This is a genomic window from Pradoshia sp. D12, from assembly GCF_008935075.1.
Taxonomy (GTDB): domain Bacteria; phylum Bacillota; class Bacilli; order Bacillales; family Pradoshiaceae; genus Pradoshia.
On the sequence record NZ_CP044545.1, the window covers coordinates 1,400,418 to 1,426,683 of the forward strand.

Consider the following 26,266-nt stretch of genomic DNA (forward strand, 5'->3'; position numbering starts at 1 on the left):
GCTTGGATTTAGATCAATATTTAGAGGTTTTTATAGAAGAAAGCAAGGAACACTTACAAACTTGTAATGAACTATTATTGGAGCTCGAAAAAAATCCTGATGATGTCATGATTGTGCATGAAATTTTTAGGTCAGCCCATACATTAAAAGGAATGTCTGCGACAATGGGTTTTGATGATTTAGCACGATTAACTCATCAAATGGAAAATGTGTTGGATGAGATCCGAAATCAGCGAATAAAAGTTAATACCGACATTTTAGACATTGTATTTTTAGCTGTTGATGATTTGGAAGCAATGGTTTTATCGGTTGCAGATGGTGGAAACGGAAAAAGAGATGTCTCTTTAACAATAGAAAAATTAGAAAACATAGTAGCAGGTCAAATCGTTATGATAGGTTCTGCAGATAGAGAACATCCTGGTGCTCCGGTAGAAATGGAATCCCGTGCGGATATTTATGACGAATACGAATGGGCGGTCATGGAACAATCAATCGACCAAGGCTTTAAAGCTTACTCTGTTAAGGTGATTTTAAATGATGATTGTATCTTAAAAGCAGTCCGTGTTTTTATGGTTTATGAAATTTTTGCTGAACTGGGAGAAGTAATTAAGTCGGTTCCTCCCGTCGATGTTCTTGAGGAAGAAGATTTTGGGCAGGAGTTTACGGCAACGATCCTATCAAAACAATCTGCAATAGATATCGAACAGAGAATCTTAAAAGTATCAGAGCTTGAGTCTGTACGAGTTTCGCTGGTGCCGAATAAGACATCTAAGGATCAGGAATATAAAGCCACAAAGGATCTGGAAAATGCGAATCAGCTGCAGGTGCATTCAACAAAGCAGGTAAAGGGTAAGGAAGATGAAAAAGCTTCCTCTGTTAATACTGCAGTGGCTCATAGTAAGACGATACGGGTCAATATTGAGCGCCTTGACATATTAATGAATCTATTTGAAGAGTTAGTGATTGATCGCGGAAGACTCGAACAAATTTCGAAGGATTTAAAAGATGCAGAGCTGTTTGAAACAGTTGAACATATGACAAGAATTTCTGGTGATATGCAAACAATAATCCTAAATATGAGGATGGTACCAGTAGAAACAGTTTTTAATCGGTTTCCGCGTATGGTCAGGCAGCTTGCGCGTAATCTGAATAAACACATCCGTCTTGAAATTATTGGTGCGGAAACGGAGTTAGACCGGACTGTTATTGACGAAATTGGTGATCCTCTGCTGCATCTTTTACGAAACGCTTTGGATCATGGTATTGAAACACCGGAAGCTAGACGGGACAAGGGCAAGCCTGAAGAGGGTACAGTCATCCTGAAGGCTTATCATAGTGGCAACCACGTTTTTATAGAAATAGAAGATGATGGCGCTGGTATTAATACAGATGTGGTTGTAACAAAAGCAGTGGATAAAGGAATTATTACAGAAGAACAAGCTGAAATCATGACAGAACGTCAAAAAAACGAACTTCTTTTCGCTTCAGGTTTTTCCACAGCTAAGGAGATTTCTGATATATCAGGCCGGGGGGTTGGCTTAGATGTTGTGAAAAATACCATCGAATCTCTTGGTGGAAGTGTGTCTATTAATTCACGCCTAGGATATGGATCTATTTTTTCTGTGAAATTGCCACTTACCTTATCAATCATATCAGTCATGCTAGTTGAAGTTCAGGATGAAAAGTACGCAATTCCCTTATCTTCCATAATTGAAACGTATATCGTCCAAAGAGAAGAAGTATTAAGATCACATAATCAAGATGTCATTGACTTTAGAGGTAAGATTATCCCGCTCGTGTATCTGCATTCAATTCTTTCTATCCCTGTTTGTCGGGAGGAGGAAGACTTTTTGTCATTAGTAATTGTGCGTAATGGAGACAAGATGGCCGGGTTAGTTGTCAATTCATTCATTGGTCAGCAGGAAATCGTTTTAAAATCATTGGGTAATTACTTAAATTCTGTCTTCGCTGTTTCAGGAGCTACGATTCTCGGGGATGGTCAAGTTGCATTGATTATAGATTGCAATTCTCTTGTTAAGTAAGCAGGGCTGTAAGATAAGGAGGAGTTTATATGGCTGACAATGATAATAGACAGATGCAGAAAGTTATAGTCTTTGAGTTAGTGAATAAAGAATATGCAATACCTGTCGAGTATGTGCTGTCTATCGAAAAAGTATCAACTATTACAAGAGTTCCGGGTGTAGAACCCTTTGTGATGGGAGTAATTAATCTTAAAGGGACGATTACACCGATTATTGACCTTCGAATGCGGTTTGGCCTAGAGCAAAAAGAATATGATGAGTCTTCAAGGATTATCATTATTTCCTTTAATGAATTTGAAGTGGGATTGATTGTTGATTCAGCCAGGGATGTTTTAGAGTTTCCGGCTGATTTAATTGAACCGCAGCCTAAAGTTATCGGTATGCAGGAGATTGATTTTATAAATGGCGTTGTGAAGGTTGATAAACGTTTGTTGATATTAATCAAACTCGAACGAATTTTACAAGTACTTGGAACAACACAATCTATATAGGAAGAAGGCGGGCAGGACATGTCATATCTGGATTCCATAACACATCTCCAACTGGATACCTTAAAGGAAATTGGTAATATCGGTGCAGGTAATGCTGCGACTGCTTTATCTCTATTAGTGAACAAACCGGTTATGATGAGTGTCCCTTCCGTGAAAATTGCAACATTTGACGAAACAATGGAGCTTGCAGGAGGAGCGGATAATGTTGTAGCCAGTGTTTACATGAGAATAGAAGGTGACATCACCGGCAATATGTATTTTATCCTTTCTTTATCGCAGGCAACCAGATTTATTAACCAAATGACCGGTTCCAATCAATTTTCCTTTGATCATTCATTGGATGATGAAATTTCTTTATCTGCCCTGACAGAAATGGGCAATATTCTATCTGGCTCGTATTTATCTTCCTTGTCTGATTTTACTGGTATGAAAATATATCCTTCTGTTCCTGTGCTGGGGATTGATATGGTGGGAGCCTTGCTCGGGTATGGATTACTGGAATTTTCCCAAGTTGGCGATTATGCGATTATCATTGATACGGATTTTACCGAGTCTGATAGTAAGGAAGAAAAAGATGTAAATGGGCACTTTTTCTTACTGCCTGATCCTGAATCATTTGATACACTCTTTTCCACATTGGGAGTGAATATGGAATGAATCCTCGTCACGAACAGGAAATTATCCGCGTTGGAATTGCAGATATGAATTTTGCTTATAAGGGTTCCATTATTAGAACAGCCGGTCTTGGATCTTGTGTTGGTGTTGTCCTTTACTGCCCATCTCAACAGATAGCAGGAATGGTTCATGTTATGCTGCCGGATTCCTCACTTGCCAGAGGTAAAACATTTAATAAAGCAAAATATGCAGATACTGCAATACCAGAGCTTATTAAACAATTCAAGAATAAGGGAATAAAAAGTCAATTGCTCAAGGCAAAACTTGCAGGTGGAGCGCAAATGTTTCAATTCAGTTCAGGAAGTGATCTGATGAGAATCGGACCGCGAAATGTAGATGCTGTGAAAATTCAGCTTATGGAAAATCATATCCAGATAATTGCTGAAGATGTTGGCGGAAACAGTGGAAGAACAATTGAATTTAATCCGATTACAAGTATATTGCACATTCGTACGGTTAATCAGGGTTCCTGCTCTATTTAAGTTTTCATTCGGTAAAGAGCGAAATTAAGGGAAATTTGTCGGATGTATATCTGTTGTTTTTTGTTATAATTTAATTACCATAATAAACCAACTAAGGGGAGGGTCAAAATGTCTCAAGTGAGTACCGGTGAAGAACAGACGTATTGGCATAAATGGCTTGAAGGCCGGGACGCGCAGGCTGGAGACATATTGGCAAAAAAATACTTGCCATTGGTCAGTTATCATGTACAACGAATTTCAGTGAACCTGCCTAAAAATGTGAATAGAGATGATATAAGAAGTTTAGCGAATATGGGTCTATTTGATGCTTTAGAAAAATTCGACCCATCCCGTGATTTAAAATTTGAGACCTATGCTTCCTTTCGAATTAGGGGAGCCATTATAGATGGATTGCGTAAAGAAGATTGGTTGCCAAGAAGTACGAGAGAAAAAGCAAAATTAATAGATTCGACTATAGAAGCGTTAGAGCAGAAGAATATGCGTAATATCACACCTGTTGAAATTGCCGAAGAATTAGGGATTACAGAGGATGAGGTTGTCAAAATCACGAATGAGAATTTCTTTTCCAATATTTTATCAATGGATGAACAGCCGCATGATACTCACTCGGAACAGGAAGCGCAATCGTATACAGTGAAAGACGAGCGCATGCTATCTCCTGAAGAAGCCCTTGTTAAAAAAGAATTGCTCAAAGAGATGGGAGACCTCATTCATAGGCTAAGTGAAAAAGAACAATTAGTGTTGGACTTATTTTATCGGCAGGAGCTGACTCTTACAGAGATCGGCTACATTTTGAAGCTATCGACTTCGAGAATTTCACAAATACATTCACGTGCACTATTTAAATTAAAAGAGTTATTAGCAAAAACAATCTACCGCTAAAGCTATTGGTTTGGGAGTGGAATAATGGATTTTCCATATAAACTAGAGGTTTCCCAAGATAAAATGAAGGCCTGGATTATACCTATAGGGAATCAGGCACAATCGGTTTCTGATAGACAAATAGATGAATGGCTTGTTTCTTTGCCGATTATCTTTGGCATAAAAAAGGAAACAAAAGTACATTTACTGAATACGGAGCAGGTTGTTTTTCCTTTATTGATTGCTGAAGGGAAATTACCGGAAAACGGACAGGATGGAGAATTAAAACTCGAATATACAAAGGGAATAGACACAGGGGAGCAACTGTTTAACTTCCGAAATGTAATGGATATCCCATCCATCTCTACAGGAGATAAAATTGCGGCTGCATCTCAACCAACTTATGGTCTATTTGGAATGGATATTTTCGGAAATGAAATCAAACCGAAACCAGGCAAAAGAGCCGTCTATAAATTGGGACCCAATGTCATTGAACATGAATCAAGCCTCTATTCAACGATTAACGGACAAATCAGTATAGTAGGTCATACTATACAGGTTAATCCTGTTTTTTATGTAAAAGGAGATTTGAGCCTGGAGGTAGGCAATATTGATTTTTGGAAATGTGTATATTGAGGGCAATATACCCGTCGGTTATACGATTTCGTGCGGTGGCGATTTAAAAGTTTTCGGTATGATTGAGGGATCAGACATTAATGTTGGCGGCTCGGTTATTGTCAAGGGCGGAATTACTGGGGAAAAGAATTGCAGTATTCGAACAGGCGGAGATCTATACGCCTTATACATAAACTATGCAAATGTAATATCAAGCGGTAATATCATTATTCAACATGCTATTCTCCATAGTTTTGTAACTTCCATGAAATCTGTAACCTGTAAAAAAGGACATCTAATAGGCGGAGTTTTAAGGGCTGGCAAGAGAGTGGAACTGATGGATGCAGGGAATTTACACTATACACGTACTGAAATACATATCGGAAATAATGATGCAATTGAAATGATTAAGCAGGATTTGGATTCTCGTTATCAAAAAATGCAAAAAACACTCTCGAAACTCTCGTATATAGCTGTGAAGCTTGAAGAAAAAACAAGGTTATCGAATGACAAAAAGGATGCTCTTTTGCTGGAAAAACAAAGGAAAACAAAAGATTTTTTAGTGGATGAAATGAAAAAACTTAAGCAAGAGAGATTAATGTTAGATTATGAGCTGCAAATCGATGAGGAATTAATTATTAACGGTGCATGCTACCCTAATCTTTATATAAAAATGGGTAAGTATAGCATGCCTCTGAATCAAAATTACCAGTCAGTGAGATTTACTGATAAGGGAAACGAGATATCTGTTTATCCGCTCTAAAAGGGGGCAATGAATCATGAGTTTAAAAGCGATTGAATTGCAAGTTGCAATACCCAGAACGCAGGATGCAGGTAAAATCCAGGAGCTGTTGCAGAATCGTAGTCAACAACTGATTGAGCATGCTTCCAAACAGGAAAAAAAGAGTACAAGAGCAAAAAATGAAACAGTACTTAGGCAAGAAAAGAATAGCTCGGTTGATTGGAATAATCATTCCAAGGGCCGGCAGCAGGAAAAACGGCGGCAGAATGATGAATCTACTAAAAATCATTCTGCCTTTTCGCAAGCAGAAACCCAACCTTATAAGGGAAAGAGAATAGATTTTTCGGGATAAGAGGAGACAAAATGACATTTATACTCATAGTAAGCATCATGGTCAATATGGTGGCTGTTTTAGCAATTGTTATCCTTTATTTGAGGCAGAATCGTCTTATTCAATTCGAGAAGGAATGTAAAGAATATCAAAAAGAAGTTGAGGAACTAATCCATACGTTTATAATCGAAATGAAGGAAGAAAACGATGAAATTAAACAGTTGTTTGTGGGTGATACTGGTAAGATATCACGCACTGAAGGACCTCGAAAGCTATCTGATCAAGAAGAGAAAATAGATCACACTATGACAGGGTTACCAAATGGATATAGACAGCAGAGTGCACGGAATGCCTACGAAAATACGAGCCGGCAATCCGTTACGAATCATCTTAAGGAAGAAAAAACGGAATCAGATGTTATCGACCAAGATTTAGAACGAGTCCCTATATTGGCTGAGGCCCAGAATATGAAGAATCAAGGGAAAACAATTGAGGAAATTGCAAAAAAAATGGGCCGTGGCAAAACAGAAATTGACCTTTTATTTAAATTAAATCAAAAGTAAAGTAAAAAGACTTGATTGTATGCTGAGATTATGCTATATTATGACATGGTGTTAATACACACGCTTGAGGATTTGGACTGATCGTGCTGTAAACCTACAGTTTCAGCCTGAAAATGATTTGAGCGGAGGAAAAACAAAACATAGGAGGAACAAACATGTCTGTAATTTCAATGAAACAACTGCTTGAAGCAGGTGTACACTTCGGGCACCAAACTCGTCGTTGGAACCCAAAAATGAAAAAATATATTTTCACGGAGCGTAATGGTATCTACATTATTGACCTTCAAAAAACGGTTAAAAAAGTAGAAGAAGCTTATAACTTCGTAAGAGACTTGGCTGCTGATGGCGGTACTATGCTTTTCGTTGGTACTAAAAAGCAAGCTCAAGATTCTGTAAAAGAAGAAGCTGGCCGTGCTGGTATGTACTATGTTAACCAACGTTGGTTAGGTGGTACATTAACAAACTTCGTAACAATTCAAAAACGTATTGCACGTCTTAAAGAAATCGAAAAAATGGAAGAAAACGGAACATTTGAAGTTCTTCCTAAAAAAGAAGTTATTCAATTGAAAAAAGAACAAGAGCGTCTTGAAAAATTCTTAGGCGGTATCAAGGATATGAAACAAATCCCTGATGCATTGTTCATCATTGACCCACGTAAAGAGCGTATCGCTGTTGCGGAAGCTCATAAATTGAATATTCCAATCGTAGGTATCGTTGATACAAACTGTGATCCGGATGAAATCGATTATGTAATCCCTGCAAACGATGATGCAATCCGTGCTGTTAAATTGCTTACTGGTAAAATGGCTGATGCTATCCTTGAAGGTAAACAAGGTGAAGAAACAGCTCCAGTTGCAGAAGAAACAGTAGTTGAAGAAACTGTTGAAGCAGAAGAAGCAACTACAGTTGAAAATGCTTAATTGATTTTTTAAAGGTGATAAGAGGACAGTGCCTTTTATCACCTTTTTTTGAAATAAAATAGAGTGGTGTATACGGATTCGCACACTGCTACATACTGATTTTATCGGATGATATAAAGGAGGAAGACCAAATGGCTATTACTGCTCAAATGGTTAAAGAATTACGTGAAAAAACTGGTGCAGGTATGATGGACTGCAAAAAAGCACTACAAGAAACAAGCGGTGACATGGATAAAGCAATCGATTACCTTCGTGAAAAAGGTATTGCGAAAGCGGCTAAAAAAGGCGATCGTATTGCTGCTGAAGGTTTAACTTCTATCGTTGTTGAAGGCGATAAAGCAGTTATCCTTGAAGTAAATGCTGAAACAGATTTCGTTGCTAAAAATGAAGCATTCCAAACTCTTGTAAAAGAATTGGCTGCACATCTTTTAACAAATGAACCTGCAAATGTTGAGGAAGCTTTAACTCAAACAATGACTAACGGTGCAACTGTTGCTGACCACATCAATGCTGCTATTGCAAAAATTGGTGAGCGCATCACTCTTCGTCGTTTTGAAATCAAAACAAAACCTGAAAACGGAGCTTTCGGAGCTTACATCCACCAAGGCGGACGTATCAGCGTATTAACTATCGTTGAAGGTACAACTGAAGAAGCGGTTGCGAAAGATGTTTCTATGCACATCGCTGCTTTAAACCCTAAATACGTATCACGTGACCAAGTTACTGCTGAAGAAGTTGAACATGAGCGTCAAGTTCTAACACAACAAGCATTAAACGAAGGAAAACCTGAAAAAATCGTTGCGAAAATGGTTGAAGGCCGTCTAGGTAAATATTTTGAAGAAATTTGTGTACTGGATCAAACATTCGTTAAAAATCCAGATCAAAAAGTTGGTCAATTTGTACAAGCAAATGGCGCTACAATCGTTGAGTTCGTACGTTACGAAGTAGGAGAAGGTATCGAGAAGAAACAAGATAACTTCGCTGAAGAAGTAATGAGCCAAATTAAAAAAGACTAATCTAATTACATGTGTATAGCATAAAAATAGGGGACACGTTGTGTTCCCTATTTTTCAAGAATACATTTCCTTAAAATAAACAGAGTATTAGATGAGGATATCGACTATTAAAGCTTGTGATAGATCGATAACTAATGACGGTGGAGGTTACTATGAGCAGCGTAAAGTATAAAAGAGTTGTATTAAAGTTAAGTGGAGAGGCACTTGCCGGTGCTCAAGGATTTGGGATTGACCCAACCATAATTTTTTCAGTTGCTAAACAAGTGAAAGAAGTTGCGGAGCTTGGTGTAGAAGTCGCAGTAGTGGTTGGTGGCGGAAATATTTGGCGCGGTAAAACAGGCAGTGAACTTGGAATGGACCGTGCAACTGCCGATTATATGGGAATGCTTGCAACAGTCATGAATTCACTTGCGCTTCAGGATAGTTTGGAACAACAAGGGATTGAGACACGTGTCCAAACATCTATTGAAATGAGACAAGTAGCTGAGCCTTATATCCGTCGCAGAGCAATCCGCCATTTAGAGAAAACACGTGTGGTTATCTTTGCTGCAGGTACTGGAAATCCGTATTTCTCTACAGATACGACAGCAGCTTTACGGGCTGCCGAAATAGAAGCAGATGTCATTCTCATGGGTAAAAATAATGTTGATGGTGTATATAGTGCAGACCCTGTATTAGATAGCAGTGCCGTAAAATATGATGAACTTTCTTATCTTGATTTAATTAAGGATGGTTTATCTGTAATGGACTCCACAGCATCATCTTTATGTATGGATAATGACATTCCACTAATTGTCTTCTCAATAATGGAAGAAGGAAATATTAAACGTGCCGTTATGGGTGAAACTATAGGTACTATTGTTAGGGGGAAAGAATAATGGCAAAACAAGTTATAGACAATACGAAGGAAAAGATGAATAAAGGAATTCAGGCATTCTCCAGAGAATTAGCCTCTATCCGTGCAGGTCGTGCTAGTGCATCCCTTTTAGACAGATTGACTGTAAATTATTATGGAGCACCTACACCTGTAAATCAGCTTGGGTCAATCAGCGTTCCGGAAGCTCGTATGCTGGTTATTACACCTTATGACAAAACCATTCTTGGTGATATTGAAAAGGCAATTCTGAAATCTGATCTTGGACTTAACCCAGTGAACGATGGTAATATTATTCGTTTAAGTGTTCCTGCACTAACTGAAGAACGTCGTCGTGACCTTGTTAAACAAGTGAAGAAGGAAGCTGAAGAAGCGAAAGTTGCGATTCGTAATGTACGCCGTGATGGTAATGATGACCTTAAAAAGCTTGAGAAAAACGGGGAAATTACAGAAGATGCACTTCGTGGATATTCTGATGACGTTCAAAAAATGACGGATGATCATATCGCGAAAATCGATGCTCTTGCTAAAGATAAAGAAAAGGAAATCATGGAAGTTTGATTTTTATATCATAAAGCCCCTTTTATCTAAAGGGGCTTTTTTGTTACACCTAGTATGTATTAGGTGACGAAATTATATAATAACAGAATCATACAGTGTGTCCAAAAAGGTTAACTGTTAGAAATCCATAAAACTGCCAGGAAACAAACATACAAACAGAAATGTTTGTGACAATTAAATGTGGTATGATAGGTTATGGAATTTGTACTAAGGCTAAATGATCAAATATACATAAGCAGGGAAGATTAATTCCTTTTGGAGGAAATAACATGTTTGGATGGAAGATAGTTAAGAAAAAAGGGAAACAGTATTCTATACCAGAAAGAATAGAAAAGGTAAAACAAAATAAAATACCAGACCATATTGCCATTATTATGGATGGGAATGGCCGGTGGGCAAGAAAAAGAGCACTGCCAAGAGTAGCTGGACATCATGAGGGTATGAAGGTCGTGCGTAAAACGACTAAATTAGCTAATGAATTGGGAGTTAAGGTATTAACGGTTTATGCCTTTTCAACTGAGAATTGGAAACGTCCAAAAGATGAAGTGGATTATTTGTTAAAATTACCCGAAGAATTTCTAGGAACGTTTTTGCCGGAATTAATGAAAGAAAACGTTAGGGTTCAAATTATGGGTGATCAAAAGAGACTGCCTTTGCATACTGTCAATGCAGTCACTACAGCATTAGATCAAACTAAAGATAATGATGGTCTAATTTTAAATTTTGCTCTTAATTATGGAAGCCGTGCAGAAATCCTCGAAGGCGTAAAAAAAGCCGCAGCTGATATGAAAGATGGTCGTTTGGAAGAAAGCGATTTGACAGAAGAACGATTCTCTGAGTATTTGATGACCAATCAGCTGATGGATCCGGATTTATTAATCAGAACGAGCGGCGAAATTCGACTGAGCAACTTTATGTTATGGCAATTAGCCTATACGGAGTTTTATTTTACAGATGTATTGTGGCCGGACTTCAATGACCATGAATTGCTCAATGCAATTGAAGAATTTCAGGGCAGATCGAGAAGATACGGCGGCGTATAATGAGGAAGGCAGGGGCTTTAGGATGAAACAAAGAATCATTACTGCGATAGTCGCAATTGCATTATTTTTACCGATATTAATTTATGGAAATATTCCGTTTCTTATTTTAATCTATGCGATGGCGACAATTGGATTATATGAACTACTTAAGATGAAGAAAATGCCGCTAATGACGATATCATCGTTACTATCGTTTTTATTAGTATGGGTTTTATTGATACCTGATCGTTACAGTAGTTTCTTTGATATGATTCAATACGATAAAATGGATATAGTTATTATCATTGCATTTTTGTTATTAGTGATTACGGTAATTTCTAAAAATGCTTTTACGTTTGATGATGCGGCTTTTCTATTGTTGTCTTCTCTATACATAGGTGTAGCTTTTTATTACTTTTTTGGGACAAGAGATGTTGAGAATGGCCTCTTAACGATACTTTTTGTATTAATTACGATTTGGGTTACTGATTCAGGTGCCTATTTTGTAGGGCGATCTTTAGGAAAACGAAAGCTTTGGCCGGAAATCAGCCCAAATAAAACAGTAGAAGGATTCCTTGGTGGAGTTGGAAGTGCATTAGTTGTTGCAATTCTGTTCTATTTTTTCTCTAATTTGGACTACAATATAAGTAAGCTGATTATAATGGCATTATTAATTTCGATTTTTGGGCAGTTGGGTGATCTTGTACAATCTGCATATAAAAGGCATTATGGTGTTAAGGATTCCGGTAATATCTTACCGGGACATGGAGGAATTTTGGACAGATTTGATAGTTTGATTTTTATTCTTCCCATATTGCACTTCTTCATTTTTTAAACGTAACTATACAATTGCTGGGGGAGGAGCTTTAGTTTGAAAAGGATCAATTTATTAGGGGCTACAGGGTCTATCGGTATGCAAACGATAGATATTGTACGCAATCATCCAGAGGAATTTAACTTAACAGCTGTTTCAGGCGGAAGAAATGTGGACGGAATTCGGAAAATCATTCAGGAATTCCAGCCCGAACTGATTTGTGTACAGCTAAAAGAAGATGCGGAAAGACTGAAGACGGAATATCCGGGCAGGAAAATTGTATACGGACATGAAGGCTTAATAGAGGCAGCTACTTATGTAAACGGAGATATTGTAGTGAATGCCGTAATGGGAAGCATTGGTTTAATTCCTACCATGCAGGCGATGGAAGCTGGTAAACAAATTGCCCTTGCTAATAAGGAAACATTGGTGACAGCCGGACATTTAGTTATTGAGGCTGCCAAGAGGTTTCAAACGCCTATACTGCCGGTTGACAGTGAGCATTCTGCTATATTCCAGGCATTACAGGGTGAAAAGGCTAAAAATATTGAACGCTTGATTATCACAGCATCTGGAGGAAGCTTCAGAGACCGAACAAGAGATGAGTTAAAGAATGTTACAGTTAAAGATGCACTCAATCATCCAAATTGGTCTATGGGCGCAAAAATAACAATAGATTCTGCCACAATGATGAATAAGGGACTTGAAGTGATTGAAGCCCATTGGCTGTTTAATTTGCCATATGAACAGATTGATGTCCTATTGCACCAGGAAAGCATTATCCATTCTATGGTGGAATTTCACGATTCAAGTGTGATGGCGCAGCTGGGGACCCCAGATATGCGTGTGCCTATCCAATATGCTCTTTCATATCCGGATCGGTTACCGCTTATATCTTCAAAGAGACTTAATTTAGCAGAAGCGGCAACTTTACATTTTAAAAAGATGGACTTTGACCGCTATCCATGTTTACAATACGCTTATAATGCCGGAAGAATTGGCGGATCAATGCCGACTGTTTTAAATGCTGCCAATGAGGTGGCGGTCGAATTGTTCTTACAGGGCAAGATTCCATTCTTGGAAATTGAGGCACTGGTGGAAAAAGCTATGGAGCGTCATCAGCTAATCAAAAAACCTGAACTCGAGACTATTCAGGAAGTCGATCAGGAGACAAGAAGGTATATCGAGTCACTATATTAAAAGGGATGGTCGATTAAGTGGAAACAATATTAGCGTTTATACTTATTTTTGGAGGATTAGTGTTTTTTCATGAATTAGGCCACTTAATCTTTGCAAAAAGAGCTGGTATACTCTGTCGAGAGTTTGCCATCGGTTTTGGGCCGAAAATCTTTACAATAAAAAAGAATGAAACTGTCTATACCATTCGTTTACTTCCGCTTGGAGGCTTTGTACGGATGGCTGGTGAAGACGCAGAAACAGTTGAGTTGAAACCAGGCTACCGAATTGGGGTACTGTTTAACGAAAATCAGGAAATTAACAAAATCATTGTCACTAACAAGGATAAATATCCTGAAGCAAGAATTATTGAGGTGGAACAAGCAGATCTGGATCATCAGTTAATCATTCGTGGATATGAAGATGGAAATGATGAAGCTATCCAAACCTTTAAGGTTCATCCAAAAGCGGTAATGGTAGAAGATGGCCTTGAGCTTCAAATAGCACCATATGACCGCCAGTTTAATTCAAAAACATTACCGCAAAGAGCGATGGCAATCTTTGCCGGACCGATGATGAATTTTGTTTTAGCAGCTGTGTTATTCATGATTATTGGGATTGCCCAAGGTGTTGTGGTCGATGAGCCGAAACTTGGCAAACTGACAGAAGATGGACCTGCTATTAGCTCTGGACTTAAGGCAGGAGACATCGTACACTCCATTAATGGCGAAAAAGTTGATTCATGGAGTGATATTCAATCAACTATTCAAAAGAATGCCAATAATGAACTGACTTTTGAGGTTGAACGTGATGGCCAAAATAAGGAGATAAATGTCACACCTAAATTAGTGGATGATTCAGCCGGCAAACGGGGAATCATAGGGGTCTATGCTCCGACGGAAAAATCCTTTATCAAAGCGATCGGTTATGGATTTACGGAAACGTATTTATGGACTAAACAAATTTTCATTGTACTTGGTGATTTAATCACAGGAGGATTCTCCATAGATGCATTATCAGGTCCTGTGGGTATATATGTTTCCACAGAAGAGGTGGCAAAATCTGGTATTTTTTACTTGATAAAATGGGCAGGGGTCTTAAGTATTAACCTTGGGATTATGAATCTCTTGCCGTTGCCCGCGTTGGATGGAGGAAGGCTGTTATTCTTTGCAATTGAAGCAATTAGAGGGAAACCGGTTGATAAGCAAAAGGAAGGTATGTTCCATTTTATTGGATTTGCCTTATTGATGCTATTAATGATCGTCGTCACCTGGAATGATATACAGCGATTTTTCTTTTAAAATAGTCAGTAGCGGGGGCTAAACACGTGTTAAGCTCCTGCTATACATAAAGTAAAGTGATTAGGATAGAAAGGTGAATAGATATGAGACAAAGTATGACGATGATTCCAACATTAAGAGAGGTGCCATCAGACGCTGAAGTAAAAAGTCATCAATTATTGCTTCGTGCCGGATTTATGCGCCAAAATGCAAGTGGAATATATAGTTATCTTCCACTTGGTTTAAAAGTAATCCAAAATGTTGAAAAAATTATTCGAGAAGAGATGGAGCGCGCAGGAGCGGTAGAATTACTAATGCCGACACTGCAGCAGGCAGAGCTATGGCAGGAATCCGGCAGATGGTATTCCTATGGTCCTGAGTTAATGAGAATGCATGACCGCCATAATCGTGAATTTGCAATGGGACCAACCCATGAAGAAGTCATTACAAGCTTACTTCGTGATGAGGTGAAATCATACAAACGTTTACCTCTAACTCTTTATCAAATTCAAACAAAATTCCGCGATGAAAAGCGTCCTCGTTTCGGCTTGCTTCGCGGCCGTGAATTTATTATGAAGGATGCGTATTCTTTCCATTCCAGCCAGGAAAGCCTGGATGAAGTGTATGATCGTATCTTTACAGCCTATTCCAATATTTTCAGCCGTTGTGGTCTTGATTTCAGAGCGGTTATAGCAGATTCGGGAGCTATGGGCGGAAAAGATACACATGAATTTATGGTGCTTTCTGAAATAGGTGAGGACACAATCGCTTATTCGGATACATCTGACTTTGCAGCTAATATTGAAATGGCACCTGTTGTTAACACGGCTGTAAAAACAGGTGAAGAGCTTAAAGAACTGACTAAAGTATCAACACCTGATCAAAAAACAATCGAAGAAGTATCAAGATATTTAAATGCAACTAATGATAAGTGTATTAAATCACTTCTTTGGAAAGTGGACGATCAGTTTGTGCTTGTATTGATCAGAGGAGATCATGAATTAAATGATATTAAACTAAAAAATATCTTTAATGCTACAATCGTTGAACCCGCAAGTCCGGAGGAGACAAAGGATCTACTGAATTGCAGCGTTGGTTCTATTGGACCAATTGGAGTGGACCTAAACCGCGTGACAATTATTGCTGATTTCGCTGTTGAAGTTTTGGAAAATGCGGTTTGTGGAGCTAATGAAGAAGGGGTACATTACATTAATGTAAATCCTGACCGTGATTTTACTAATGTGAAATATGAAGATCTTCGTTTTATACAGGCTGGTGATGCTTCTCCAGATGGAAAAGGAACCATTCAGTTTGCTAAAGGAATAGAAGTGGGTCATGTATTTAAGTTAGGGACACGATACAGTGAAGCAATGAACGGTACGTACTTGGATGAAAATGGTCGCAGTCAGCCGATGATTATGGGTTGCTATGGAATTGGAGTATCCAGAACCGTTGCGGCGATTGCTGAGCAATTTAATGATGAAAAAGGTTTAATGTGGCCTGCTAATATAGCTCCATATCAAGTGCATCTTATTCCGGTTAATATGAAGGATGAAAATCAACGGAATCTAGGTGAGAAATTATATGACGAGCTTATGCAAGCTGGATATGATGTATTAATGGATGACCGAAATGAACGTGCCGGTGTTAAATTTGCTGATTCTGATTTAATAGGACTACCTGTTCGAGTCACAGTTGGTAAAAAAGCTGCCGAAGGAATCGTAGAAGTTAAAGTGAGACGAACAGGCGAAAGTTTTGAAGTGCCTGTTACTGATCTTGCTGGTCGATTAAACGAAATCCTGTAAAATATTAAAGTACAAGCTCTCCCTTTTGCAATGGGGAGAGCTTGTTTTTTACGTGCCGATTTTTTTTGATAAGTTGTTTTAAGGTTTGGATAATGCTTTTTACTCCCAACACCGGTCTTTAATAAGTATGGCTAAAGGTGTTTTCTGAATTGATAAAAGCATTAATCTTTGCAAGAAGGGATTTGAATAAAAAAGAGTTGTGTTATAATTACAAGACGGAAAAGGAGAATGACGTTTGGGAGAGATAGAAATGGAAGAGAATTCTCGTATTAAACAAGATAAATTCAGAACGTTGCTCCAGCAACTTCAGCTGACGGAAGATGCGGTTGTTGTGCATTTTTCCAATGCGGAAATCGATAAAGTAATCATTGAAAAAGTTGCCCGCAAATGGCATTTCTTTTTCAGATTTGAACATATAATTCCTTGCAGTATTTGGACCAGATTTACGACACAATTAATGCAGGTCTTTTCTCCAATAGCCACTGTCGGGTATTCGGTTGAGGTTAGGAATCCACTCATCACGAATGAATTGATTACGGATTATTGGAAAAACTGTATTAGCGAAATCGATGGAATTTCTCCGGCAATTCTGGAATTATTGCATGGACAAGCTCCAAAGGTTGAAGGGAATAAGCTGATTGTAACTGCTCGTAACGATGCAGAGGCTGGCCAGCTTAAACGGAAATATACCGGCTTAATTTCAGAAGTTTATCAGCGTTTTGGTTTTCCGCCATTGCAGCTCGATGCCATTGTAGATAAAGATGCATACAGTGAGGCAATGGAGACATTCAAAAAGCAAAAGCAAATAGAAGATGAAGAAAAAGCTCTGCAGGCAGTTCAGGATATGAAGAAGGCCGCAGAGGCTAAGGATGATGGCGGAATACCAGAAGGCCCACTAGTTATCGGGTACAAAATCAAGCCGGATGCTGACTTTAAGACACTTGATGAGATTGTTGAAGAAGAACGTCGTATTGCGGTTGAAGGGTATGTTTTTGATGCTGAAACAAGAGAGTTAAAGAGCGGACGCACCTTATTAACCTTTAAAATTACGGATTATACAAATAGCATTCTTGTTAAAATGTTCTCACGTGACAGAGAAGACGCAAGCCAATTGGCACGTGTGAAAAAAGGTATGTGGGTACGTGTACAAGGAAGTGTACAAAATGATACATTCGTCCGTGACTTAGTAATGATTGCAAATGATATTAATGAAATAGCAGGTAAAAATCGTAAGGATACAGCACCCGAAGATGAAAAGCGTGTTGAATTACATTTGCATACACCAATGAGCCAAATGGACGCTGTTACACCTGTCTCTACACTAGTGTCCCAGGCAGCTAAGTGGGGACATAAAGCGATTGCTATAACAGATCATGCGGTCGCACAGTCATTCCCTGAGGCTTACGCTGCCGGAAAGAAAAATAATATTAAAATCTTATATGGCGTAGAAGTAAATTTAGTGGATGATGGTGTGCCGATTGCTTACAATACGGCAGATTTAAATTTGGAAGAAAGCACATATGTTGTATTTGACGTGGAAACAACAGGACTTTCTGCCATATATGACACCATTATCGAGCTTGCGGCAGTTAAGATGAGAAATGGTGAGATTATTGATCGCTTTGAGTCTTTTGCCAATCCACATCATAAATTATCATCTACAACCATTAATTTAACAGGGATTACCGATGACCTTGTAGAGAATGCTCCTGAAGTCGATGAAGTTTTGACGAAGTTCAGGGATTGGTCTGAGGATGCAATTTTTGTTGCGCATAACGCGAGCTTTGATATGGGCTTCTTGAATATGGGTTATAAAAAGCTTGGGTTTGGTAAAGCCACCAACCCGGTCATAGATACATTGGAGCTGGCTCGTTTCCTCTATCCGGATATGAAAAATCACCGCCTGAATAATTTGGCGAAAAAATTTGATGTTGAGCTTGTTCAGCATCACCGTGCGATTTATGATGCTGAAACAACCGGTCATTTGTTAATGAAAATGTTAAAGGATGCCAATGAAAAAGGCATTACGAATCATAATCAATTAAATGACAATATGGGAAAAGGAAAGGCATTCCAGAGAGCGCGTCCGTATCATTGCACATTACTCGCGCAAACACAGGAAGGTTTAAAGAATTTATTTAAGCTTGTTTCCATTGCTCATATTGATTATTTTTACCGTGTCCCAAGGATTCCAAGATCCGTCCTTATGCAATATCGAGAAGGGATTTTGGTTGGATCCGGCTGTGATCGCGGCGAAGTATTTGAAAATATGATGCAAAAATCATTTGAAGAGGCAGAGGATGTCGCTGAATTCTATGATTATCTTGAGGTGCATCCAAAAGAAGTTTACGCTCCTCTTATCGAAATGGAACTGGTTCAAAGCGATAAGGCTCTTGAATCTATAATCGCCAATATTGTAAAGCTGGGAGAGAAATTAAACAAACCAGTTGTGGCGACAGGCAATGTTCATTACCTGAATCCAAATGATAAAATCTATCGAAAAATATTAATCAATTCACAAGGGGGAGCAAACCCTCTAAATCGCCACAGCTTGCCTGATGTACATTTCCGTACAACAGATGAGATGATGAATTGCTTCTCGTTCCTTGGGCAAGAAAAAGCAAAAGAAATTGTTGTAACAAACACCAATAAAATTGCCGATTTAATTGATGAAATCAAACCGATTAAAGATGATTTATATACACCGAAAATCGAGGGTGCTGAAGAGGATATTCGGGAAATGAGTTATACAAGAGCACGGATGATCTACGGTGAAAATTTGCCAGAGATCGTGGAAGCTCGTCTTGAAAAAGAATTGAAGAGTATCATTGGTCATGGATTTGCGGTTATTTACTTAATTTCGCATAAGCTGGTTAAGAAATCACTTGATGATGGATACTTGGTTGGATCCCGTGGTTCCGTAGGTTCATCCTTTGTGGCAACGATGACTGAAATAACGGAAGTAAATCCATTGCCTCCCCATTATGTATGTCCGAAGTGCAAGAAGTCTGAATTCTTTAATGATGGATCGGTCGGGTCAGGTTTTGACCTCCCAGATAAGGATTGTCCGGACTGCGCTGTAAGCTATGTGAAAGATGGACATGATATTCCGTTTGAAACATTCCTTGGCTTCAAGGGAGACAAAGTTCCAGATATCGACTTAAACTTCTCAGGTGAATATCAGCCGCAGGCTCATAATTACACAAAAGTCCTGTTTGGTGAAGATTATGTATATCGAGCAGGAACGATTGGTACGGTAGCTGAAAAAACGGCATATGGATATGTTAGAGGATATGCCCAGGAAAATAATCTTCATTTCCGTTCAGCAGAAACAGATCGTTTAGTAAGTGGATGTACAGGTGTTAAGCGTACAACCGGGCAGCATCCGGGCGGAATTATTGTAGTTCCTGATTATATGGATATTTATGATTTCTCGCCTATCCAGTTCCCGGCTGATGCGAGTGACTCTGAATGGAAAACGACTCACTTCGACTTCCATTCCATCCATGATAATATTTTGAAGCTTGATATTCTGGGTCATGATGATCCAACTGTAATCCGGATGCTACAGGATTTAAGCGGAATAGATCCAAAAACGATTCCTACAGACGATCCTGAAGTCATGAAGATTTTCAGTACACCGGAAGTACTTGGTGTTACTGCAGAACAAATCAATTGCAAAACAGGTACACTGGGTGTACCGGAATTTGGTACTCGTTTTGTAAGGCAAATGCTTGAGGATACTAAGCCAACCACTTTTGCAGAGCTTGTTCAAATATCCGGGCTCTCACACGGTACAGATGTGTGGCTGGGCAATGCACAGGAATTGATTCAGGATAATATTTGTAATCTAAGCCAGGTAATTGGCTGTCGTGATGATATTATGGTGTATTTAATTTATCAGGGTCTTGATCCATCACTTGCCTTCAAAATTATGGAGTCTGTCCGTAAGGGGAAAGGGCTCTCCGAGGAAATGGAAGAAGAAATGCTGAAGAACAATGTACCAGGATGGTATATTGGCTCATGTAAAAAGATTAAATATATGTTCCCGAAAGCCCATGCGGCAGCATATGTATTAATGGCTGTCCGAATTGCTTATTTTAAAGTGCACCATGCACTCCTGTACTACGCAGCTTATTTCACGGTTCGTGCAGATGATTTTGACCTTGATGCGATGGTGAAAGGATCAGAAATGATTCGTTCCCGCATTGATGAAATCAATCAAAAAGGTCTCGAAGCCTCTACTAAAGAGAAAAACTTGATGACTGTTCTTGAAATAGCACTTGAAATGTGTGAGCGAGGATATAGCTTCCAAAAAGTTGATTTATATCGATCCAGTGCAAATGAATTTATTATTGACGGAAATACTTTAATTCCACCGTTCAATTCAATCCCAGGACTTGGAACGAATGCGGCTTTCAATATTGTGAAAGCTAGAGAAAACGGCGAATTTTTATCTAAAGAAGATTTGCAGCAAAGAGGCAAAGTTTCCAAAACTATATTAGAATACTTGGATAATCACGGTTGCTTGGGCGATATGCCTGATCAAAACCAACTTTCTTTATTCTGATACAGAATCGCTAATTTGCAAAAACCAACTCTTTATGTTATATTCAAGTAAGAATTACTGCTGATACGTATGTGCTAAAGAGTGGGGAAACCCACTCTTTCGTTTGTATTAGGATGATATTCAGTCGTTTACATAGACGTAAAGGAGTGAAAGCATGAGCAAGAAAGTCACTGAGATTGTCGAGGAAATGGCTGCCCCGATCCTCGAAGAATTAAACCTCGAGCTCGTTGAAGTAGAGTATGTAAAAGAGGGCAGAAACTGGTTCCTTAGAGTGTATATCGATAAGGAAAACGGTGTGGACATTGAAGAATGCGGTATTGTTTCTGAAAGGTTGAGCGAGAAGCTCGATGAAAAAGATCCAATTTCCAATAACTATTTCCTGGAGGTTTCTTCTCCAGGTGCTGAACGCCCATTAAAAAAAGATAGCGATTTTATGAAGGCAGTCGGTAAAAATGTACATATTAAAACATATGAACCGATTGATAATGAAAAAGAGTTTGAAGGTATCTTAAAAGATTTTGATGGTGACACCGTTATAATCGAAATTAAAATTAAAACACGTAAAAAGGAAATAACTATTCCTTATGATAAGATTGCCAAGGCAAGATTAGCGATTAGTTTTTCATAAGGGTTTAAGATTGTAAGGAGGGGATTAGTAAAATGAGTAATGAATTACTCGATGCACTGACCATTTTAGAAAAGGAAAAAGGAATTTCAAGGGATGTGCTCGTTGAGGCGATTGAAGCCGCTCTTGTATCAGCCTATAAGAGAAATTTTAACCAGGCTCAAAATGTCCGTGTGGATTTTAATTTGGTAAATGGATCCATGCGTGTATTTGCTCGTAAAGAAATTGTTGATGAAGTTTTTGATTCCCGCCTTGAGATCTCTTTGGAAGAAGCAAAAAGCATCAATCCAAACTATGAAGTAGAAGATGTTCTGGAGCTTGAAGTTACACCAAAAAACTTTGGTCGTATCGCAGCTCAAACAGCTAAGCAAGTTGTAACTCAACGTGTCCGTGAAGCTGAAAGAGGCATTGTATACAATGAATTTATTGACCGTGAAGAAGACATTATGACTGGAATTGTCCAACGCCGTGATTCTAAATATATATATGTAGCTCTCGGTAAAACAGAAGCATTGCTTCCAGCCAACGAGCAGATGCCGAATGAATCCTATCAACCGCATGAACGTTATAAAGTATTTCTAACAAAAGTAGAAAAAACTTCAAAAGGGCCGCAAATTTTCGTTTCACGTACACATCCGGGCCTTTTAAAGAGATTATTTGAACTTGAGGTGCCTGAGATTTTTGACGGCACAGTTGAAATTAAATCTGTTGCCCGTGAAGCAGGAGACCGCTCAAAAATATCAGTTCACACTGATAATCATGAGGTGGATCCGGTAGGTGCTTGTGTAGGTCCTAAAGGCCAACGTGTTCAGGCGATTGTAAACGAACTAAAAGGCGAAAAAATCGATATCGTAAAATGGTCGGATGACCCTGTTGTTTTCGTAGCTAATGCTTTAAGTCCTTCAAAAGTACTTGAAGTAATTGTGAATGAAGAAGAGAAAGCAACAACAGTTATTGTACCTGACTATCAGCTTTCCCTGGCAATTGGTAAACGTGGGCAAAATGCTCGCCTTGCTGCAAAGCTTACTGGGTGGAAGATAGATATTAAGAGTGAAACAGATGCGCGTGAAGCGGGAATCTATCCTGTTAATCGCCTGACTGAAGAAAGTGATGAAGACGAGCTCGAATTTAAAGGCTTTACTTTCGGACTCGATGATGAAACAGAAGAATGATCCTATTGGTGAGGTGAAAATGGTGAACAACCGAAAGAAAGTACCGCTGAGAAAATGTATCGGCACCGGTGAAATGAAACCAAAAAAAGAAATGATCCGGATTGTTCGCTCCAAGGAAGGAGAGGTTTCAATAGATCCGACCGGCAAGAAATCAGGCCGCGGGGCCTATTTGAGCCTATCTGAGGAAGCCATTAACGCTGCCAAAAAGAAGAATAGCCTATCTAATCATCTGGAGGCAGATGTAGATTCTTCTATATACGAAGAACTTTTAAAGCTGGCTGCTAAGGAGAACAAATCACGACCATGATGCAAAAACAATGGATGTCCCTTTTGGGACTCGCATATCGAGCGAGAAAAGTTATTTCCGGGGAAGAATTGGTTATAAAAGAAATACGCTCTCGTCGAGCGAAAATAGTTTTATTATCAAAAGATGCTTCTTTAAATACGGAAAAGAAAATCACCGACAAATGTCATTTTTACAAAGTACCGATATGCCGAGTTGAAAACCGAACCGTGCTTGGTCAAGCAATAGGCAAGGATTCAAGAGTGGTAGTCGCTGTACTTGATGATGGATTTGCAAAGAAATTAATCTCCTTGCTCGATTAACTAATTCGGGGGTGAAGGAATGGGTAAAGTACGTGTATATGAATATGCGAAGAAGAACAATGTTTCTAGTAAAGTGGTAATTAATAAACTTAAAGATATGGGGATTGACGTCAATAATCATATGACGGCTCTAGAGGATCAGGCAGTAGAAAAATTAGAAAAACTGTTTAATCCTAAATCGGAAAAGGTAAATACCGAGAAACCTCAAAATACTAACCAAACTAGAACTAGTCAAAATCAGAACCAGAACCAAAACCGAGGAAATATAAACGGGCAACAACAAAAACAGCAAACAAATAGTAACCAGCAAAGAGGTGGCCAGCAAGCTTCAAGGCAATCTCAAAGTTCCGCAAGACCTAATCCTGGTGTAACAGCAACGAGGAATAACCAGGGAACTAATCAAAATACAAAGAATAAACCGGCATCTAAGGGTAATGAAGGGAAAAAAAGCGTGCAAGATAATCAAAAAAGAGGTAACTTCAGAAATAATCGAAATAAAAAAAATAACCAACGTCATCAAAGTAAGTCAACTTATCAACCAATACCTAGAAAAGAAAGAGAATTACCGGAGAAAATCACATTCACCGAATCTCTGTCTGTACAGGAGTTAAGTAAAAAGATTTATCGTGAACCAAGTGAAATTATTAAAAAACTATTTATGCTTGGAGTCATGGCAACGATTAATGCAGAATTAGATAAAGATGCAATTGAACTTATTTGTGCTGATTATGGCGTAGAAGTAGAAGAAATCATTAAAATTGATGTAACAGATCTTGAAGCTGTCATTGCGGATGATGAAAATCCAGATGAAAATACAGTGGAAAGACCGGCAGTAGTTACGATTATGGGTCACGTTGACCATGGTAAAACAACATTGCTGGATGCAATCAGAAATACAAAAGTTACTGAAGGCGAAGCAGGCGGAATTACGCAGCATATCGGTGCTTATCAAGTTGAGGTAGATGGTAAGAAAATCACGTTCCTTGATACACCGGGACATGCTGCCTTCACTACAATGCGTGCGCGTGGTGCTCAAGTAACGGATATTACAATTATCGTTGTAGCTGCTGACGATGGAGTAATGCCACAAACAGTTGAAGCGATTAACCATGCTAAAGCAGCAGAGGTTCCAATTATTGTGGCAGTTAACAAGATGGATAAAGAAGGAGCTAATCCTGATCGCGTAAAACAGGAATTGGTTGAAAATGGCCTGGTACCAGAAGAGTGGGGCGGGGATACTATTTTTGTACCAATGTCTGCGAAAAAAGGTGAAGGTATCGAGACATTGCTTGAAATGATTTTACTTGTAAGTGAAGTAAATGAATATAAGGCAAATCCTAAACGTAAAGCCATTGGTACGGTTATTGAAGCGGAATTGGATAAAGGACGTGGATCTGTCGCTACTTTACTTGTTCAAAATGGAACACTGCGTATAGGAGATCCAATTGTTGTTGGAGATACTTTTGGTAAAGTACGTGCGATGGTAAATGATTTAGGCCGCCGTGTTAAAGAAGCGGGTCCATCCACTCCGATTGAAATTACCGGATTAAACGAGGTGCCTCAGGCAGGCGATCGCTTCGTTGTATTTGAAGATGAAAAAACAGCACGCCAGGTTGGGGAAGCTCGTGCTCAAAGACATATCTTAGCTTCACGTAATGAAAGCTCCCGTGTAACACTTGAAAACTTGTTTGATCAATTAAAACAAGGGGAAGTAAAAGAAATTAATATCATTGTAAAAGGTGATGTTCAAGGTTCTGTTGAAGCGGTAGCTGCTTCCTTGCAAAAAATTGAGGTTGAAGGCGTAAAAGTTAAAATTATTCATGCGGGTGTTGGTGCAATTACTGAATCCGATATTATTTTAGCGACTGCCTCTAATGCAATTGTAATTGGTTTCAACGTGCGTCCGGATGTTAATGCTAAGCGTGCTGCTGAAGCTGAAAAAGTAGATGTACGTCTGCACAGAATTATCTATAAAGCAATCGAAGAAATCGAAGCAGCGATGAAAGGGATGCTTGATCCTGAGTATGAGGAGAAAGTAATCGGTCAGGCTGAAGTTCGTCAAACCATTAAAATTTCCAAAGTAGGAACAATTGCAGGAAGCTATGTAACAGATGGTAAGATTACACGTAACAGTGGAATCCGTCTAATCCGTGAAGGCATCGTAATCTTTGAAGGTGAACTGGATACACTTAAACGCTTCAAAGATGACGTGAAAGAAGTAGCTCAAGGCTACGAATGCGGAATAACGATCAAAAACTTTAATGATATTAAAGAAGGCGATGTTATCGAAGCATATGTAATGGAAGAAATTAAAAGAGCATGATTGCTGCGGCAGAATGTGAATGTTTGATTCCTAATGCTCAATCCTTAAAGGAAAAAAGAGCGGTTCTGCAGCGCGTTATGACGCGATTAAAACAAAAATTTAATGTTTCTGTCGCAGAGGTTGACTATCAGGACATGTGGCAACGCACGGTTATCGCAATCGTGGTTGTCTCGTCGTCCAGAACCAGTTCTGAAAGGGAATTGCAAAAAGCATTATCCTACCTCGATTCTTTTCCTGAATTGGAGAGTATTGCGACAAATATAGAATGGCTTTAAAAGAGGTGAAAAATATGAGCCTTAGAGCTACCCGTGTGGGAGAGCAAATGAAGAAAGAACTCAGTGATATACTTGGCAGAAAAATCAAAGATCCACGAGTTGGATTTGTGACTGTCACAGATGTTGAAGTTTCTGGAGACCTTCAGCAAGCCAAAGTCTATATATCGGTTCTCGGTGATGCCGAAAAAAGAGAAGATACACTTAAAGGTCTTGCTAAAGCTACTGGATTTATTCGTTCTGAGCTGGGCCAGCGTATTCGATTACGAAAAACTCCGGAAATTATTTTTGAATTTGATGAGTCGATTGACTATGGAAACAGAATTGAAAATCTATTGCATCAAATTCATCAGGAAAATAAAGAACCCAATGAATAAGGACTAGGATAGACGTTATGTCTATCCCCTTTTTATATAAAAAATTAGGAG

At 38.8% G+C, this 26,266-nt stretch carries 26 protein-coding genes; all 26 read left to right on the forward strand.

The genetic code is table 11. The annotated features are described in order from the left end of the window. The first annotated feature begins 2 nt into the window (after positions 1–2). The 26 genes from F7984_RS06925 to rbfA all read left to right on the forward strand — a co-directional run bounded on the left by F7984_RS06925 (position 3) and on the right by rbfA (position 26,215). Positions 3–2,042: a chemotaxis protein CheA gene (locus tag F7984_RS06925; RefSeq protein WP_139891558.1), complete on the forward strand. Its 2,040-nt coding sequence runs from the start codon at positions 3–5 to the stop codon at positions 2,040–2,042. Between the two features lie 29 nt (positions 2,043–2,071). Then, a complete protein-coding gene (locus F7984_RS06930) occupies positions 2,072–2,533 on the forward strand; it encodes a chemotaxis protein CheW (RefSeq protein WP_139891235.1) in 462 nt (153 codons plus the stop codon). Positions 2,534–2,551: 18 nt separating this feature from the next. Then, entirely contained in the window at positions 2,552–3,190 is a 639-nt protein-coding gene (locus F7984_RS06935; RefSeq protein ID WP_139891234.1) for a chemotaxis protein CheC, read from the forward strand. Next, complete coding sequence (locus F7984_RS06940) at positions 3,187–3,690, forward strand: chemotaxis protein CheD (protein ID WP_066100389.1); 504 nt, start codon at positions 3,187–3,189, stop codon at positions 3,688–3,690. Before F7984_RS06935 ends, F7984_RS06940 begins: the two co-directional genes overlap by 4 nt. A gap of 108 nt (positions 3,691–3,798) precedes the next feature. Beyond that, the gene (locus tag F7984_RS06945) at positions 3,799–4,572 is read left to right on the forward strand and encodes a FliA/WhiG family RNA polymerase sigma factor (protein WP_140461277.1); all 774 of its coding nucleotides are present in this window, start codon (positions 3,799–3,801) and stop codon (positions 4,570–4,572) included. Between the two features lie 24 nt (positions 4,573–4,596). Next, a complete protein-coding gene (locus F7984_RS19500) occupies positions 4,597–5,187 on the forward strand; it encodes a flagellar assembly protein A (RefSeq protein WP_140461278.1) in 591 nt (196 codons plus the stop codon). Then, positions 5,162–5,929 carry a FapA family protein gene (locus tag F7984_RS19505; protein WP_181161985.1) on the forward strand — a complete coding sequence of 256 codons (768 nt, stop codon included), beginning with the start codon at positions 5,162–5,164 and terminating at the stop codon, positions 5,927–5,929. The genes F7984_RS19500 and F7984_RS19505 overlap by 26 nt, the downstream gene beginning before the upstream one ends. A gap of 16 nt (positions 5,930–5,945) precedes the next feature. Next, entirely contained in the window at positions 5,946–6,260 is a 315-nt protein-coding gene (locus F7984_RS06960; RefSeq protein WP_140461280.1) for a hypothetical protein, read from the forward strand. 11 nt (positions 6,261–6,271) lie between these two features. Beyond that, positions 6,272–6,802, forward strand: a complete 531-nt coding sequence (locus F7984_RS06965) for a hypothetical protein (RefSeq protein WP_066100372.1) — start codon at positions 6,272–6,274, stop codon at positions 6,800–6,802. A 155-nt stretch (positions 6,803–6,957) separates the two neighbouring features. Then, on the forward strand, positions 6,958–7,722 hold the full coding sequence (gene rpsB / locus F7984_RS06970; RefSeq protein WP_066100370.1) for a 30S ribosomal protein S2: 765 nt from the start codon (positions 6,958–6,960) through the stop codon (positions 7,720–7,722). Positions 7,723–7,853: 131 nt separating this feature from the next. Next, on the forward strand, positions 7,854–8,738 hold the full coding sequence (gene tsf / locus F7984_RS06975; protein ID WP_066100367.1) for a translation elongation factor Ts: 885 nt from the start codon (positions 7,854–7,856) through the stop codon (positions 8,736–8,738). Between the two features lie 152 nt (positions 8,739–8,890). Continuing rightward, positions 8,891–9,616, forward strand: coding sequence for a UMP kinase (pyrH, locus tag F7984_RS06980; RefSeq protein ID WP_139891231.1), 726 nt, complete (start codon positions 8,891–8,893; stop codon positions 9,614–9,616). Continuing rightward, entirely contained in the window at positions 9,616–10,173 is a 558-nt protein-coding gene (frr, locus tag F7984_RS06985) for a ribosome recycling factor (RefSeq protein ID WP_139891230.1), read from the forward strand. The genes pyrH and frr overlap by 1 nt, the downstream gene beginning before the upstream one ends. Positions 10,174–10,442: 269 nt before the next feature. Continuing rightward, positions 10,443–11,216, forward strand: coding sequence for an undecaprenyl pyrophosphate synthase (locus F7984_RS06990; RefSeq protein ID WP_139891229.1), 774 nt, complete (start codon positions 10,443–10,445; stop codon positions 11,214–11,216). A 22-nt stretch (positions 11,217–11,238) separates the two neighbouring features. After that, the gene (locus F7984_RS06995) at positions 11,239–12,030 is read left to right on the forward strand and encodes a phosphatidate cytidylyltransferase (protein WP_139891228.1); all 792 of its coding nucleotides are present in this window, start codon (positions 11,239–11,241) and stop codon (positions 12,028–12,030) included. Positions 12,031–12,066: 36 nt separating this feature from the next. After that, positions 12,067–13,209, forward strand: a complete 1,143-nt coding sequence (gene dxr, locus F7984_RS07000; protein ID WP_140461281.1) for a 1-deoxy-D-xylulose-5-phosphate reductoisomerase — start codon at positions 12,067–12,069, stop codon at positions 13,207–13,209. A gap of 17 nt (positions 13,210–13,226) precedes the next feature. Next, positions 13,227–14,486, forward strand: a complete 1,260-nt coding sequence (rseP, locus tag F7984_RS07005) for an RIP metalloprotease RseP (protein ID WP_140461282.1) — start codon at positions 13,227–13,229, stop codon at positions 14,484–14,486. An 83-nt stretch (positions 14,487–14,569) separates the two neighbouring features. Continuing rightward, positions 14,570–16,270: a proline--tRNA ligase gene (locus tag F7984_RS07010; protein ID WP_140461283.1), complete on the forward strand. Its 1,701-nt coding sequence runs from the start codon at positions 14,570–14,572 to the stop codon at positions 16,268–16,270. 250 nt (positions 16,271–16,520) lie between these two features. Continuing rightward, positions 16,521–20,840, forward strand: a complete 4,320-nt coding sequence (locus F7984_RS07015) for a PolC-type DNA polymerase III (RefSeq protein ID WP_140461660.1) — start codon at positions 16,521–16,523, stop codon at positions 20,838–20,840. Between the two features lie 154 nt (positions 20,841–20,994). Further along, positions 20,995–21,468: a ribosome maturation factor RimP gene (rimP, locus tag F7984_RS07020; RefSeq protein ID WP_066100348.1), complete on the forward strand. Its 474-nt coding sequence runs from the start codon at positions 20,995–20,997 to the stop codon at positions 21,466–21,468. Between the two features lie 32 nt (positions 21,469–21,500). Then, complete coding sequence (nusA, locus tag F7984_RS07025) at positions 21,501–22,637, forward strand: transcription termination factor NusA (RefSeq protein WP_066100344.1); 1,137 nt, start codon at positions 21,501–21,503, stop codon at positions 22,635–22,637. Further along, positions 22,618–22,944 carry an RNase P modulator RnpM gene (rnpM, locus tag F7984_RS07030; RefSeq protein ID WP_318839206.1) on the forward strand — a complete coding sequence of 109 codons (327 nt, stop codon included), beginning with the start codon at positions 22,618–22,620 and terminating at the stop codon, positions 22,942–22,944. Before nusA ends, rnpM begins: the two co-directional genes overlap by 20 nt. After that, positions 22,941–23,243, forward strand: a complete 303-nt coding sequence (locus tag F7984_RS07035) for a YlxQ family RNA-binding protein (protein WP_139891224.1) — start codon at positions 22,941–22,943, stop codon at positions 23,241–23,243. The genes rnpM and F7984_RS07035 overlap by 4 nt, the downstream gene beginning before the upstream one ends. A 19-nt stretch (positions 23,244–23,262) precedes the next feature. Continuing rightward, on the forward strand, positions 23,263–25,566 hold the full coding sequence (gene infB, locus F7984_RS07040; protein WP_140461284.1) for a translation initiation factor IF-2: 2,304 nt from the start codon (positions 23,263–23,265) through the stop codon (positions 25,564–25,566). After that, complete coding sequence (locus tag F7984_RS07045; RefSeq protein ID WP_066100337.1) at positions 25,563–25,841, forward strand: DUF503 domain-containing protein; 279 nt, start codon at positions 25,563–25,565, stop codon at positions 25,839–25,841. The genes infB and F7984_RS07045 overlap by 4 nt, the downstream gene beginning before the upstream one ends. 14 nt (positions 25,842–25,855) lie before the next feature. Continuing rightward, on the forward strand, positions 25,856–26,215 hold the full coding sequence (gene rbfA, locus F7984_RS07050) for a 30S ribosome-binding factor RbfA (RefSeq protein WP_066102267.1): 360 nt from the start codon (positions 25,856–25,858) through the stop codon (positions 26,213–26,215). Positions 26,216–26,266 lie beyond the last annotated feature (51 nt).

Excerpts from the sequence above, each read along its gene's own strand:
- F7984_RS06930 (WP_139891235.1), top strand. The coding sequence starts at position 2,072 with ATGGCTGACAATGATAATAGACAGATGCAGAAAGTTATAGTCTTTGAG.
- F7984_RS06935 (WP_139891234.1), top strand. The coding sequence starts at position 2,552 with ATGTCATATCTGGATTCCATAACACATCTCCAACTGGATACCTTAAAG.
- F7984_RS06940 (WP_066100389.1), top strand. The coding sequence starts at position 3,187 with ATGAATCCTCGTCACGAACAGGAAATTATCCGCGTTGGAATTGCAGAT.
- F7984_RS06945 (WP_140461277.1), top strand. The coding sequence starts at position 3,799 with ATGTCTCAAGTGAGTACCGGTGAAGAACAGACGTATTGGCATAAATGG.
- F7984_RS19500 (WP_140461278.1), top strand. The coding sequence starts at position 4,597 with ATGGATTTTCCATATAAACTAGAGGTTTCCCAAGATAAAATGAAGGCC.
- F7984_RS06960 (WP_140461280.1), top strand. The coding sequence starts at position 5,946 with ATGAGTTTAAAAGCGATTGAATTGCAAGTTGCAATACCCAGAACGCAG.
- F7984_RS06965 (WP_066100372.1), top strand. The coding sequence starts at position 6,272 with ATGACATTTATACTCATAGTAAGCATCATGGTCAATATGGTGGCTGTT.
- rpsB (WP_066100370.1), top strand. The coding sequence starts at position 6,958 with ATGTCTGTAATTTCAATGAAACAACTGCTTGAAGCAGGTGTACACTTC.
- tsf (WP_066100367.1), top strand. The coding sequence starts at position 7,854 with ATGGCTATTACTGCTCAAATGGTTAAAGAATTACGTGAAAAAACTGGT.
- pyrH (WP_139891231.1), top strand. The coding sequence starts at position 8,891 with ATGAGCAGCGTAAAGTATAAAAGAGTTGTATTAAAGTTAAGTGGAGAG.
- frr (WP_139891230.1), top strand. The coding sequence starts at position 9,616 with ATGGCAAAACAAGTTATAGACAATACGAAGGAAAAGATGAATAAAGGA.
- F7984_RS06990 (WP_139891229.1), top strand. The coding sequence starts at position 10,443 with ATGTTTGGATGGAAGATAGTTAAGAAAAAAGGGAAACAGTATTCTATA.
- F7984_RS06995 (WP_139891228.1), top strand. The coding sequence starts at position 11,239 with ATGAAACAAAGAATCATTACTGCGATAGTCGCAATTGCATTATTTTTA.
- F7984_RS07010 (WP_140461283.1), top strand. The coding sequence starts at position 14,570 with ATGAGACAAAGTATGACGATGATTCCAACATTAAGAGAGGTGCCATCA.
- F7984_RS07015 (WP_140461660.1), top strand. The coding sequence starts at position 16,521 with ATGGAAGAGAATTCTCGTATTAAACAAGATAAATTCAGAACGTTGCTC.
- rimP (WP_066100348.1), top strand. The coding sequence starts at position 20,995 with ATGAGCAAGAAAGTCACTGAGATTGTCGAGGAAATGGCTGCCCCGATC.
- nusA (WP_066100344.1), top strand. The coding sequence starts at position 21,501 with ATGAGTAATGAATTACTCGATGCACTGACCATTTTAGAAAAGGAAAAA.
- rnpM (WP_318839206.1), top strand. The coding sequence starts at position 22,618 with ATGATGAAACAGAAGAATGATCCTATTGGTGAGGTGAAAATGGTGAAC.
- F7984_RS07035 (WP_139891224.1), top strand. The coding sequence starts at position 22,941 with ATGATGCAAAAACAATGGATGTCCCTTTTGGGACTCGCATATCGAGCG.
- infB (WP_140461284.1), top strand. The coding sequence starts at position 23,263 with ATGGGTAAAGTACGTGTATATGAATATGCGAAGAAGAACAATGTTTCT.
- F7984_RS07045 (WP_066100337.1), top strand. The coding sequence starts at position 25,563 with ATGATTGCTGCGGCAGAATGTGAATGTTTGATTCCTAATGCTCAATCC.
- rbfA (WP_066102267.1), top strand. The coding sequence starts at position 25,856 with ATGAGCCTTAGAGCTACCCGTGTGGGAGAGCAAATGAAGAAAGAACTC.